The 12,368-nt window shown below is 41.4% G+C and carries 11 protein-coding genes and 9 tRNA genes; 9 read left to right on the top strand and 11 right to left on the bottom strand.

Going from position 1 to position 12,368, the window contains the following annotated elements; genetic code table 11:
* Positions 1 to 13: 13 nt before the first annotated feature.
* From DS2_RS14645 to DS2_RS14635, 3 genes are all read right to left on the bottom strand, one after another.
* Positions 14 to 89, bottom strand: a tRNA-Val gene (locus tag DS2_RS14645).
* Between the two features lie 30 nt (positions 90 to 119).
* A tRNA-Val gene (locus DS2_RS14640) sits at positions 120 to 195 on the bottom strand.
* A 30-nt stretch (positions 196 to 225) separates the two neighbouring features.
* Positions 226 to 301, bottom strand: a tRNA-Val gene (locus tag DS2_RS14635).
* A 255-nt stretch (positions 302 to 556) separates the two neighbouring features.
* Between DS2_RS14635 and gltX the strand changes: the two genes are divergently transcribed.
* The 9 genes from gltX to DS2_RS14590 all read left to right on the top strand — a co-directional run bounded on the left by gltX (position 557) and on the right by DS2_RS14590 (position 4,081).
* Positions 557 to 1,966 carry a glutamate--tRNA ligase gene (gene gltX, locus DS2_RS14630; RefSeq protein ID WP_035015575.1) on the top strand — a complete coding sequence of 470 codons (1,410 nt, stop codon included), beginning with the start codon at positions 557 to 559 and terminating at the stop codon, positions 1,964 to 1,966.
* Positions 1,967 to 2,053: 87 nt separating this feature from the next.
* Positions 2,054 to 2,129: transfer RNA gene (locus DS2_RS14625), tRNA-Ala, on the top strand.
* 61 nt (positions 2,130 to 2,190) lie between these two features.
* Positions 2,191 to 2,266: transfer RNA gene (locus tag DS2_RS14620), tRNA-Glu, on the top strand.
* A gap of 27 nt (positions 2,267 to 2,293) precedes the next feature.
* Positions 2,294 to 2,369: transfer RNA gene (locus DS2_RS14615), tRNA-Glu, on the top strand.
* Between the two features lie 27 nt (positions 2,370 to 2,396).
* A tRNA-Glu gene (locus tag DS2_RS14610) sits at positions 2,397 to 2,472 on the top strand.
* 33 nt (positions 2,473 to 2,505) lie between these two features.
* Positions 2,506 to 2,581 (top strand) — tRNA-Glu (locus DS2_RS14605).
* Between the two features lie 33 nt (positions 2,582 to 2,614).
* Positions 2,615 to 2,690 (top strand) — tRNA-Glu (locus tag DS2_RS14600).
* Positions 2,691 to 2,815: 125 nt separating this feature from the next.
* A complete protein-coding gene (locus DS2_RS14595) occupies positions 2,816 to 3,412 on the top strand; it encodes a GspH/FimT family pseudopilin (protein ID WP_035015574.1) in 597 nt (198 codons plus the stop codon).
* Between the two features lie 105 nt (positions 3,413 to 3,517).
* Positions 3,518 to 4,081, top strand: a complete 564-nt coding sequence (locus DS2_RS14590) for a GspH/FimT family protein (protein ID WP_035015573.1) — start codon at positions 3,518 to 3,520, stop codon at positions 4,079 to 4,081.
* A gap of 1 nt (position 4,082) precedes the next feature.
* Here DS2_RS14590 and DS2_RS14585 read toward each other — a convergent pair whose 3' ends face one another.
* The 8 genes from DS2_RS14585 to fkpB form a co-directional block, all read right to left on the bottom strand.
* Complete coding sequence (locus DS2_RS14585) at positions 4,083 to 4,388, bottom strand: TapY2 family type IVa secretion system protein (RefSeq protein ID WP_035015572.1); 306 nt, start codon at positions 4,386 to 4,388, stop codon at positions 4,083 to 4,085.
* A gap of 1 nt (position 4,389) precedes the next feature.
* Positions 4,390 to 4,827 (bottom strand): type IV pilin protein, encoded by a 438-nt coding sequence (locus DS2_RS14580; protein ID WP_235188621.1) that lies wholly within the window; start codon positions 4,825 to 4,827, stop codon positions 4,390 to 4,392.
* A 5-nt stretch (positions 4,828 to 4,832) separates the two neighbouring features.
* Complete coding sequence (locus DS2_RS14575; RefSeq protein ID WP_035015571.1) at positions 4,833 to 8,558, bottom strand: pilus assembly protein; 3,726 nt, start codon at positions 8,556 to 8,558, stop codon at positions 4,833 to 4,835.
* Between the two features lie 2 nt (positions 8,559 to 8,560).
* A complete protein-coding gene (locus DS2_RS14570; protein WP_035015570.1) occupies positions 8,561 to 9,046 on the bottom strand; it encodes a PilX N-terminal domain-containing pilus assembly protein in 486 nt (161 codons plus the stop codon).
* A complete protein-coding gene (locus DS2_RS14565) occupies positions 9,034 to 10,074 on the bottom strand; it encodes a PilW family protein (RefSeq protein ID WP_035015569.1) in 1,041 nt (346 codons plus the stop codon). Before DS2_RS14565 ends, DS2_RS14570 begins: the two co-directional genes overlap by 13 nt.
* 12 nt (positions 10,075 to 10,086) lie before the next feature.
* A complete protein-coding gene (gene pilV / locus DS2_RS14560) occupies positions 10,087 to 10,641 on the bottom strand; it encodes a type IV pilus modification protein PilV (RefSeq protein ID WP_035015568.1) in 555 nt (184 codons plus the stop codon).
* Between the two features lie 320 nt (positions 10,642 to 10,961).
* Positions 10,962 to 11,891, bottom strand: a complete 930-nt coding sequence (ispH, locus tag DS2_RS14555; protein ID WP_035015567.1) for a 4-hydroxy-3-methylbut-2-enyl diphosphate reductase — start codon at positions 11,889 to 11,891, stop codon at positions 10,962 to 10,964.
* An 18-nt stretch (positions 11,892 to 11,909) separates the two neighbouring features.
* Positions 11,910 to 12,356, bottom strand: coding sequence for an FKBP-type peptidyl-prolyl cis-trans isomerase (gene fkpB, locus DS2_RS14550; RefSeq protein WP_035015566.1), 447 nt, complete (start codon positions 12,354 to 12,356; stop codon positions 11,910 to 11,912).
* Positions 12,357 to 12,368 lie beyond the last annotated feature (12 nt).

Below are 12,368 nucleotides of genomic sequence, written 5' to 3'. Positions count from 1 at the left end.
AGGTATGAATAAGTGGTGGACGTTACTGGACTTGAACCAGTGACCCTCGCCTTGTAAGGGCGATGCTCTCCCAACTGAGCTAAACGTCCATCTTAAAGACAGAACACACAAGAAAGAGATGGTGGACGTTACTGGACTTGAACCAGTGACCCTCGCCTTGTAAGGGCGATGCTCTCCCAACTGAGCTAAACGTCCATCTTAAAGACAGAACACACAAGAAAGAGATGGTGGACGTTACTGGACTTGAACCAGTGACCCTCGCCTTGTAAGGGCGATGCTCTCCCAACTGAGCTAAACGTCCATCTTTTGCTTCATGGCTACACCATGTCGCTGTGTGTGGTGCGCATTATAGGGATGCGCGCTATTCTGTCAACACTAAATCTAAAAAAAATTGCGCTTTTATATCAAACGAACAAAAAACCAGCGAAAGCGCCAAAATATAGCCAAATAAAATGCACTGAAGCGCAAATCTAATTAGGCAAGTGCCTTTAGCATTGCTAAAATGCCTGCTTTCTCTTTATTCATTACATTAACTTCAAGTTTGTGGAAGACAAAAATGACGATTAAAACACGTTTTGCACCTAGCCCAACTGGCTACCTCCATGTAGGTGGCGCTCGAACTGCCCTTTATTCTTGGTTATTTGCAAAAGCAAATCAGGGTGAATTTGTATTACGCATCGAAGATACTGATTTAGAACGTTCTACTCAGCAAGCGATAGACGCGATTATGGATGGAATGAACTGGTTAGGCTTAGAATGGAATGAAGGCCCTTATTATCAAACTAAACGTTTTGATCGTTACAAAAGTTTAATTCAGCAGTTATTAGACGAAGGCAAAGCTTACAAATGTTTTTGCACACCTGAAGAATTGGAAGAGATGCGCGAAAAACAAATGGCTGCGGGTGAAAAACCAAGATACAACGGTTTATGGCGTGATAGAGACGATCATCCAAGTGATCAACCTTTTGTCATCCGTTTTAAAAACCCACAAACTGGCAGCGTTGTTTTTGACGATAAAATCCGCGGCCGTATTGAAGTGGCCAACAGCGAACTCGATGATTTAATCATTCAACGTTCAGATGGCTCACCAACATATAACTTCTGTGTGGTTGTTGATGATTGGGACATGGGTATCAGCCATGTTGTTCGTGGCGAAGACCATATTAACAATACTCCACGCCAAATTAATATCTTGCAAGCCTTAGGTGCACCTATTCCAACTTATGCCCATGTTTCGATGATATTAGGTGACGATGGCAAAAAACTCTCTAAACGCCATGGCGCAGTAAGCGTAATGCAATATCGTGACGACGGTTTTTTACCGCAAGCACTATTAAACTACTTGGTTCGATTGGGATGGTCACATGGCGACCAAGAAATTTTTAGTTTAGAAGAGATGATCGAGTTATTTTCGTTAGAAGCAATTAATAAAGCGGCTTCAGCATTCAATACAGAAAAATTAATTTGGTTAAATCAGCATTACATAAAAAGCTCTCCTGTTGAAGAGGTCATTGATCATTTGCAATGGCATCTTGCAGAACAAAAATTAGATGTGTCGAATGGCCCATCGTTAGCTGAGGTGATAAAAATTCAAGCCGATCGAGTGAAAACCTTAAAAGAATTGGTTGAAATTTCGCGTTACTTCTTTGAAGACTTTACCGAGTTTGATGCAAATGCGGCGAAAAAACACTTACGTCCAGTTGCCAAAGAGCCATTAAAGTTAGTTCAACAAAAATTAGCTGACTTGGCTGATTGGACACCAGAAGCAATTCAAGCAGCAATCAACCAAACTGCCGAAGAATTATCTGTCGGCATGGGCAAAGTAGGTATGCCACTGCGAGTGGCGTCAACAGGTGGTGGTAACTCACCTTCACTAGATGTTACTTTAGCGTTAATAGATAGACAAAAAATAATCAATCGAATCGACTTAGCCTTTGAGTTTATAAATAATCGAGAAAAGTCATAATTTTTTGTTGACATGATAGGTCGGGGTGCATAGAATGCGCCCCGCGTTGAAGGGAAAGCCTTTCTACAAAGGATTACCTAAGCAAGAGGGGCTATAGCTCAGCTGGGAGAGCGCAACACTGGCAGTGTTGAGGTCAGCGGTTCGATCCCGCTTAGCTCCACCAAGTTTTTGCTTAACTTCAATGTAATGGCCTAACAACTTTTAGTTGTTCTGAAATACTCAGCGTCCCATTCGTCTAGAGGCCTAGGACACCGCCCTTTCACGGCGGTAACAGGGGTTCGAATCCCCTATGGGACGCCAATATTTTTGATTTGTAAGTTCCTAAGTGTCCCATTCGTCTAGAGGCCTAGGACACCGCCCTTTCACGGCGGTAACAGGGGTTCGAATCCCCTATGGGACGCCAATATTTTTGATTTGTAAGTTCCTAAGTGTCCCATTCGTCTAGAGGCCTAGGACACCGCCCTTTCACGGCGGTAACAGGGGTTCGAATCCCCTATGGGACGCCATTTACAATTTATAAATCACGCAAGTTCCTATGCGTCCCATTCGTCTAGAGGCCTAGGACACCGCCCTTTCACGGCGGTAACAGGGGTTCGAATCCCCTATGGGACGCCATTTACAATTTATAAATCACGCAAGTTCCTATGCGTCCCATTCGTCTAGAGGCCTAGGACACCGCCCTTTCACGGCGGTAACAGGGGTTCGAATCCCCTATGGGACGCCATATCCTCAGTCAATTACCAATCATTGTTGAATATAATTCACGTTTTCATTATATCTTTTCGCTTTTCGGTAAAAATTTGCCATAATTGATCCTGTTACCATCGGTGCATTTAAGCAGGAGTACGGATGTCCTTATTTACTTTACATCAATCTTTCCAACGTGGCTTTACTTTATTGGAGCTGATGATTACTTTGGCTATTGCAGGCGTTGCTTTGACAATAGGCGTGCCAAGCTTACTAGAAGCTATTGTAGAAAATCGCGTCAATACGGTTGTCATGAATCTAAACAAAGATATTGTGTCTGCACGCAGCTATGCCGTTAACTATGAAACAACGATTACCATTTGTCATTTAAATACCAATAATGAATGTGACACAAACTGGCATTTGGGCTACACGGTGTTTATCGACAGAGATGGTAATGAGAGCTTTAGCTCGAACACCGAAAAAAAGTTATTTATTCGAGACAAGATAACATCAGGTGACAGTCTGGTATTTTCAGATGGGAGCTCACTGCAATTTCAATTTGATGGCACTCCTATTACTACATTCACCAATAACGCCCAGGCCACCTTTAAATATTGCCCAAGTGTGAGTGATGCCGAGTTATATTCAAAAGCATTAATCATCGGGTTAAGTGGTAGGCCTAGGACATCATCAGATATAGATGGTGATGGCAAAGACGAAATAAATGATGCCAGCGACCATATTGTTTGCTCTTAAAAAGTCGTTGCCAATTCTATGTTATATGCTTAAACTTTAATCGTATGGATTAAGAACCCAGGAATCAAGCTCAACGGAATTAATAAGACTGTTAAGGATAACAGAATGCCCAAACTAAACTTAGGCTTTACTTTATTAGAGCTATTAATCTCACTGTCTATTGCTGCTATCGTTTTATTGCTTGGTATACCCAGCCTGAAAGAAACCTTGATAGAATCTAGGGTAGACAACCACTTATATCAACTAAATCAAGATGTGTTGTTATCGCGAAATCATGCAATTCAATATAATTACCCTGTCGTAATATGCCCCACCGACAGTCAGGGAAACTGTGTTGACCAATGGAAAATAGGCTATCGAGTTTTTATTGACAAAAATAACAATGCTCAGTTTGATCTAAACTTAGATAAAACCATTCGAATTCGCCAAGCGCTGACGACTAATGACCAACTTATATTTTCTGGAGGGCGCTACCTGCGCTTTGCCGAAACTGGTAATTTGAAAGGACTTGCTGGAACTTTCAGGTATTGTCCAAACGTAACCAACAGCGAGCACTATGCACGCGCGCTGATTATTAGCCTAGGTGGCAGACCTCGTATGTCTCGTGATATTGACAACGACGGGAAAGACGAACTAAACAATAACTCAAGTCACATCAGCTGTAGCTAAATTATCTAGGTGTTCTTTCGTCCGCAATATTCGCATTAACATCAACAAACGACGTATACATTTTTTGGCATTCTATCACTTTTTTGATTTTGATAATGCTTTTACCGTCTTCTGCGTAAAAGCCTTGGTTTAACAAAGTTTTTGCAGCTTGAGCTGTTGAACTCACTTGAGAGCCATCAACAAACGCTATTTGATGGGTTTTATTATGCAATTGCACGTAACACTTAAAGTCTTCAGTTGAAGCGAACACTTGAATTGGATTGCACAGTATAGCGATAACACCTGCAATATATCTGAATTTCATCATCTTAATACCAACATGTCGAAGTAGAATCATTTCCATTTGAATCGAGCGCTGATTTCTCACCTAGGTGATTAATGCTTAAGCTTGCACAATTAGGATCATTATTTTTTTGAGTTACCACTGCCGTCGCCCGTAATTCAAATTCTTGGGTTAAATCCATACCTTCAAAAGTCACAACATCAATCGAATACATAGAATTTTCAACCACGTAGGGATCAGCAGCATAACCCAAGTTAGTCATATCTGCAGTATAGGTCATTTGATCTGAATAATAGGCTTCTTGCCGATTAACCGCTTTGACTAATTCACGCATCACATCACTTCGGTAGCTTTGAGCATAATAATCAACATACGCAGGGTAAGCCACAGCAGCTAAAATCCCTACAATCGCCACCGAAACCATAAGTTCAACAAGCGTTAAGCCTAGCTTTTTAGCTTTCATTTCAATCACTTCTCTTCTACTTTTGTATGTAGTTTGTAAGTTTTTAAACCAAAGTCAACATCACAAGTGTTAGAATCGGCGCACGACTGCCCTGGTTCACCAGTCGAACCTTTGGCTTCTATAACGCCAGTATTATTTTCACCTTGACCAACACCTATAAAAGACAACAAGCTTTTACCTGATTCGTTCTCTCCAGCAAAGGTGACCGGTGTATCTGGAATACGATTACCCACCACCATCTCCGTTCCCCAATCATATATTTGGGTGCCATAACTTAAATCCATTGCATACAAACGCCCAGTTCCAGCTTTGATTGTGCAACTATTGGCGAGCACTCCTGAATCTGGTGGCGTATACGAGGTGAAATAGGCAACCCCACCTATCACTCGGGCGGCAGATAATGATTTTTCACCCATTCTTGGTAAATCTATATACCAACCTTTTTTGGTAGATAATCCGTCTATTAATAATGAGTCTAAATCATCATCCGCAATTGATTGCTGGACTGGGTCACCGGTCATATCAAACAAGTCACTTTCGCTAATACCTGACCAAGATGGTGTACTTGTATATGAGTCTGTAATAATGTTTCGATCTTGAATTACATATAGTTTGTCATTAACTGTCGAAGAGTTAGGGTGCGCTCGGTCACCACTTCCTATCACTATACCTTCATAGGGTACTTCTTTAGAAACGATAATGGTTGAATTTTCATTGCTTTGCACGCTGACACGCTTTTTCACATTAATAAATGTACGGACGATCGTTGGCTCGTTAAAAAACTTACGTTTGTCTGCTGCATCAGAGCCTGATAAAGCTGCAAGCTGATAAGCTGTCCATTTGGTTGGGTCGCTGCCAAATAAGTCCATTCGCCAAATATTACCGCCTAAGTCGCCAGCATAAATTCTATCGATATAGCCGTCAAAATCAGAGTCTAGTGCACCAACTTTCGCGGGGATCGCATCCTGAATATTCACTAGAGTATTGTTAGCTAAATTTGTATCTGGGGTAAAACTCCAGATTCTTTGCCCAGTGTCTGCATTTACAATATATATCCCCCTCCCTGTGTCTGTGGCACCTGTTGAGTCTGAATCACTCGCATAACCAGCACCAAAAATCAGCACTGGTGTACTAGCATCGATTTGCGATGCTTTAATAAAACCGACTATTGGCTGTGACCACGTTTGCCCTAAGGTTGGAAAATCGCTTGAACCACCTGTAATACTCCACTTCATTGACGGAGAGTCAGGCGATGTAACATCAAAAGCAAAATATTGATTGCCGCCGCGGCGCATACCTGCAAATAACCAAACTTTATCGCCATCTCCTGCGTTAACCGTTCCGTCTACGTCCTTAACATATGCAACCGGAGAACCATCCATACCATATACTTTCGCGTCATTGGTTAAGTTATCACGCAGAGGATCAAGATTGGGAAATAGACTGTTTGGAATAAATGACCAAGATTCCGTTAAATTTGAGCCGTTATCATCAAACATATGGAGAAAACCAGCATTCGTGCCAACAACCACACGTAAATCTTGATTTTCAGCACTGCCACCATAATTGATTACAAGTGGTTTAGAATGCAGTGGATCACCAAATACATCGAGTCTCATTTCACTGGTATTGCCATCATTATCTTCATCGTGAACATCTTGGCCTCTTGCCCAGTTTATTAATTCTGCTTCTTCGCCATTAGCTACGCCTAGTACATTGGCTAAATTACCTACTCCGCTAGATACATTTGCAGGCGTAAAATTTTGCAATGCGCCACCGGGTCCAACATTAGAGTAGATATCACGATCAGCTGGCGACTTATTAGCTAGGTATTCTGCAACCCCCCCCCTGTTAACATCGTTGCCATCGGCACAGACATTACCAGATTCACAATTGCTGGTCGCCCCCCAAAACGTAAATGCGGTGTTGGCTATATTGCCATTTGAATCAATCGCAGGCAGACCATTTGAATCGACGATCACATTGTTTGTAACAACTAACTTTTTCAAATTTCCAGGCCATCTAGGGCCGTCCTCTGGAAAAAACATTGAATAATATACATTGTCTAAACTTCTTGTGCGGTCAAAATTGTTAGATGCGACCGATGGTGAAGTAAAAGACGCACTTTGCTCTAGAATGCTAATTAACGCCTGTTGCAAGGCTGAAGCTAATTCATCAGGGTCAGTTGCGGCATAATACTCACCACCACCTTTTTGCGCTGCGGCTCTTAATATAGGTTCTGCACTTAACGCGTCGCTACCAAATCCAATCGTGTAGCTGACTACATTTTGCACCCCATCAAGGTTGGTATTTACGTCGTGGTTATACATCCATTCGGACAGCACAGGTAAATAATTACCATCAACTCTTGAGCTAGAGATTGCGCCGGGCAAACCAGCTACTGCATTATCAGCGTTTCTATCAACCGTTGGGTAACCGTCGGTAATCAAAACAACATAAGCTTCGTTTCTACAGTTATTACCGTATGGAGAAATATAGTTTCCACCACTTTCTGCACTTGTATCTTTACCTGGTTGGATATAAACATCCGAATGATCTAACCAATATGGTACATCACTACCATTCTCGTTTCCGTATTGCACGGACAATCCAGCATAATATCGATAAACCTCATACATGGTTTCACATAATGGCGTGTTAGTTTCAGCTCGAATGTTATTAACTGTATTTAGTAAAGTTTGAGTTTCAGCACTGGTTCTATTTTTTATAGCCGAAACTATTCGACCTCCGTCGTTATTATTTTCGTTTGGGTAGTTAATATTAAACAAGCTTAAACCAAAATCGACAGTCGAAGTGGCATTAATAACCGATGTAATCGCATCTTTTGCAATGTCTAGTCGACTTCTATTGGTGGTACCAACATCTTCATCTGCAGCTGTCTTCCAGTTTAAATAATTCCCGGTATATAAGGTCACCACATTTACATCAGCAAATGTCGCTTTAGCACTTTGATAAGTTGCATCATTCTCAATGTTATTTGGATCTGATACAAAGTAATGAGTATGCACAACCCGATTATTTCCGTTACCAGTCACCATACCGTTCACTGGTAAACCAGCGGATATTGGCGTACCATTACCATTTTGTGCGCCAAATTCGCCTGGGTTATTTTGGTCAATTTCCAAAATATCTTTAAGACAATCCATAACATCTGTTGCATTCATACCATTGTTTTCGCGCAGACTACGCCAAGTATTCTTATTTTGCCCTGACGAATAGTACTCTGCCACACGGTCTACGTAATAACCTTGACCGCCTTCGATTAAATTGTAGTCAGCGTAATTTAAACCTTGTTGTTCTAATTCATAACCATTTATTTCAGCGCCAGTGGATTTGTGCTTCCAAAGTCCATAAAGCGGAATAAAAGATTGATTACAAGCATTGATTGCTTCGTTAAATCGACGCTCGTCGTCTACAGGATCTGGTAGCTCTGCAACACCTGCAGCACCTATGGTAAAAAACACAGCCCTATCATTTGCCCCATTGGTATAACGACCAGGGTAGGATGCGGTTGGATCATAACTCGAGCGAACACTTTCACTGCGCCGCATACTGCCCGAGTTATCAAATATAATCATGACTTGAGGAGCCGTGCCGACACGATCAGCTATATTCCTTACGTAAAGCTCTATATCTTCCGCACCAGAATAAAAACTAGTTAGTACAGCTGCGCTAACGCTTAAATAAGCGGCTAACTTCGAAATATTCATCCTTAACTCTCCCCCGGGATCTGACTAGCTACCGCCGTCACCACCTCGGTATTACCTTGGTTGTTCTGTCCAAATTCATGCGTTACTTTAATTTCGAATCTAGTACAGCGGATATATGAATCACTGGCTTCAGAACGACTAAAATGTGGGCAATTGGTTGGAAAATCCGTCAATGCTTCTGCTTCACCAGTTAAGTCCGTACCAGTTAAATTGACACTTGCAACATCGGTGTTACCTGTTAATGGGTTTGAACCAGCAAATACAGCATCTTGAGTATGTGCCTTTTGGATAAATTCATCACTACCACCCAGAGATGCATTTAACGAAGCCTTTTTAACAACAGTTGCATGAGCCATTTTTGTGTCTAATGAGGTATTATACATTAAAGTAACAGATAAGGTTGTTAATACGAGCATTAAGACTAAAGCGACTGCAAGTGCTGCACCTTTCTGTTTTGCATATGTCGGCCTACAAATTAATTTCGCCATACTTCTTTCCCTGCATTTACAATTTTAACTGTTGTGGTAAATAAGGTTCGACGATAGTTGTCATTCGCTTGATAGGTATAACTGCCCAAGTCATATATATTGGTATTGTCTATAGACAAATCTTGCTCCAAAGCGCGCACTAATATATGAATACGAACTGACATAATAGTCGACCTTTCTTGCTCCCAATCTTCACGATCTAATTCGTTGGCTTTTGCATAATAATTAACTGTAGCATCACCATCGGTATCTATGCCGTATAAAAAACCGAGTTTTTCTACCCCTTCAACTAGGTTATAGGTTTTAAGCTGCCCTTGATTACCTGTGCTGTTGGCTGTTTTATACAAATACTTACGCTTAAGGACAGGAACTAACAGCCCACCTCTCATTTCTTCTGCGATGTAATATATATGATGTAGATATTCGTTAATATCCGCACTTTCAATATCAGGAGTAGCATCCGACCCTGCATAAATAATGCCCTGGTTATCAGTTGAAATTAAATAATAGCGGGTGTCTTTTTCATTACCTTGTTCTGTAGTACTGCCCAATACGCGCTTGACTTGCAATACATCCGAGCCAACAACAGCATCAACAATACACCCGTTAAAAATTTGGTTAAATGTTGTATGTGTTCCCCATAAAAAGCGGAAGAAAAAGTCACTATTTTCGACAAAAAATGAGCCATTGTTTTCACCTTCCCCCAAACAGTCTGCACCCTGCACTGCCACTTTGTTACCATTCACTTGGTTCAATCGAATTGCTCTAATATCAGCACCTGCAGCTTCGTGAATATCCATTCCGGTAAAGTTTCCCCAATAACCCGCCATCATTACATCTTTAGACAATAAAGCCATTGCAAGACGCCCATTTTCTTGCATTTCGCCTCTTTGAACTGTATCGGAAACGGTTTCGTCAGACGCTATCAATAGTCCAATAACACCACTAAAAACGATTAAACCAACCGCCATTGCGACTAATAATTCGGCTAATGAAAAACCTCTATGACCACTTTTAATTCTGTGCATCTAAAATTGTCCTTAATATATGTGAGCGGTCAGCGTAACTTGCCGACGCTTATCACTGACGGTGCCGCAATTTTTCTCAAATGTCGAACCGTCGTCAGCAGCATCTTGTGTTGCTTGCCTGCCCAACCAACTAACCACTATTGTTATGTAGCCATTATTGTTTTCAACACAGCCGGTTGGTTTGAGCAGTCCACCCACTCTAGAGCCTTCACTGTTGATTACAGTGCGCCCAGCCAAATTTAGGTGCCATTGGAAAGTATCGTAAAGTGCTAACTGCTGAGGCGTGCAATAGTTATTGGCCGAACAATTCACCTGATTGCTGACAGAAAAACTGCCAGTACCGTAACTTGTGCCTTGATATGCATTTAATTGAGTCTTGTTTAGGCGCATGCGCTCCAACATATCGTGCGCAAAAAATACCGCCAACGAGCGCTGGCTTGCGTCCACGCCTGAGCGCTTAGCTGTAGCCTGTGTCGCGACTGCACCAACAATACCAATAGCCATAACCGACATGGCTACAATAAGTTCAACTAAAGAAAAGCCAGATTGGCCTTTTACGTTACGCATAATATCCCTATTGATAACTGGTGAAAAAGTGCTTTTTACAGCACGGAAGAATGCAAGAATTTAACACAAAAGACAAGCCTGTAACATTTAACAAGCTCACAAATTTTGTTGTTATCACGATTAAGTTTAAAAAAAACTTAATCGCAACAGCATAATCAGAAGGGGCTAATCTATAATCAGCTCGCTGAAGCAGCAAAAACCTTGAGTACAACACAATCTCTCGTCCTTTTGCAAAATGGCCATCGAAATAACCGTACAATTTTTAATCTATCACAAATAACTATAGATCAAATTCGAGAGATTGCGAATAGAAAAATAAACTACCTTAACTCGGCAGGCAATGAAAAGACCACATTTTCTTCAATGCCTGGTTTTTCATTAACGGATACGCCACCCAATTGATTAAGCTTTTCAATTACTTGTTTGACTAAAACTTCAGGAGCAGAAGCGCCAGCAGTCACCCCAACCGAGTTCACATTTTCGAGAAGTTGTGGTTGAATATCATCTGCAGTATCAATCAAGTAAGCTTGACTACCAACTTTTTCAGCTAATTCTCGCAAGCGATTTGAGTTCGAACTATTTTTAGCTCCAACCACAAATACAACATCGTTATCAGCGGCTAATTGACGCACAGCATCTTGGCGATTTTGTGTGGCATAACAGATATCGTCTTTGCGTGGTCCACCGATTTCTGGGAATTTAGCGCGTAACGCATCAATGACATCTGCAGTATCATCCACTGATAAAGTTGTTTGAGAACAATAATATAAATTGGTCGGGTCTTTTACTTCAAGCTTGGCAACATCTTCTGCCGATTCGACCAAATAAATGCCACCTGCTGGGTTTGAGTATTGCCCCATAGTGCCTTCAACTTCTGGGTGACCTTGGTGACCTATCAATATACATTCGATGCCTTTTCGACTGGCTCGAGTGACTTCCATATGAACTTTTGTGACAAGTGGGCAGGTCGCATCAAATATTTTTAAACCACGGTCTTTAGCTTCTTGCCTAACGGCTTGAGATACGCCATGCGCACTAAAAATCACAATACTGTCGTCAGGTATCTCTTCTAATTCATCTACAAATACCGCACCACGCTCACGCAAACCGTCTACAACGTATTTGTTATGAACAACCTCATGGCGGACATAAATTGGTTTTTCAAACAGTTCTAACGCACGTTCGACTATGCTAATTGCTCTATCGACGCCCGCGCAAAAGCCTCTTGGGTTTGCTAATTGTATTTGCATAATTCTGATTACCTGTTGTTAAGCTTCAGGGTTGACTACGTCGATTATCTCAACGTCAAACTCAACGGTTAATCCCGCTAAAGGATGATTAAAGTCAACTGTCACTGACTGACCTTCTACTTCACGGATAATACCCGGTAACTCACTGCCATCAGGTTGAGTAAAAGCGATGATATTGCCGACTTCTGCTGGTGAATCTGCAGAAAATTTATCGCGATCCAAGTGATACACATTGTCAGGGTTTGCTTGACCAAATGCATCTTCAGGTGCCAGTTTAAATTTGTTTTTATCACCTGCTTTTAACCCTAATAAACATTGTTCAAAGCTAGGCGTTAATGAACCATCGCCAATGGTTAGCTGAGCAGGTTTGTTGTGAACTTTTGTGCTCTCTGCTGCAGAACCATCTTCTAAAATAATTGCGAAATGGAATGTTACTTGGCTATTTTGTTGAATAACTGTGCTCATGATAAATCACTA

Origin of the sequence: Catenovulum agarivorans DS-2, assembly GCF_000568405.1 — a bacterium.
GTDB classification, from domain to species: Bacteria; Pseudomonadota; Gammaproteobacteria; order Enterobacterales; family Alteromonadaceae; genus Catenovulum; species Catenovulum agarivorans_A.
Note: the sequence above shows the minus strand (reverse complement) of the source record. Positions and strands in the feature narration are given on the sequence as shown.

Excerpts from the sequence above, each read along its gene's own strand:
- gltX (WP_035015575.1), top strand. The coding sequence starts at position 557 with ATGACGATTAAAACACGTTTTGCACCTAGCCCAACTGGCTACCTCCAT.
- DS2_RS14595 (WP_035015574.1), top strand. The coding sequence starts at position 2,816 with ATGTCCTTATTTACTTTACATCAATCTTTCCAACGTGGCTTTACTTTA.
- DS2_RS14590 (WP_035015573.1), top strand. The coding sequence starts at position 3,518 with ATGCCCAAACTAAACTTAGGCTTTACTTTATTAGAGCTATTAATCTCA.
- DS2_RS14585 (WP_035015572.1), bottom strand. The coding sequence starts at position 4,388 with ATGATGAAATTCAGATATATTGCAGGTGTTATCGCTATACTGTGCAAT.
- DS2_RS14580 (WP_235188621.1), bottom strand. The coding sequence starts at position 4,827 with ATGAAAGCTAAAAAGCTAGGCTTAACGCTTGTTGAACTTATGGTTTCG.
- DS2_RS14575 (WP_035015571.1), bottom strand. The coding sequence starts at position 8,558 with ATGAATATTTCGAAGTTAGCCGCTTATTTAAGCGTTAGCGCAGCTGTA.
- DS2_RS14570 (WP_035015570.1), bottom strand. The coding sequence starts at position 9,046 with ATGGCGAAATTAATTTGTAGGCCGACATATGCAAAACAGAAAGGTGCA.
- DS2_RS14565 (WP_035015569.1), bottom strand. The coding sequence starts at position 10,074 with ATGCACAGAATTAAAAGTGGTCATAGAGGTTTTTCATTAGCCGAATTA.
- pilV (WP_035015568.1), bottom strand. The coding sequence starts at position 10,641 with ATGCGTAACGTAAAAGGCCAATCTGGCTTTTCTTTAGTTGAACTTATT.
- ispH (WP_035015567.1), bottom strand. The coding sequence starts at position 11,891 with ATGCAAATACAATTAGCAAACCCAAGAGGCTTTTGCGCGGGCGTCGAT.
- fkpB (WP_035015566.1), bottom strand. The coding sequence starts at position 12,356 with ATGAGCACAGTTATTCAACAAAATAGCCAAGTAACATTCCATTTCGCA.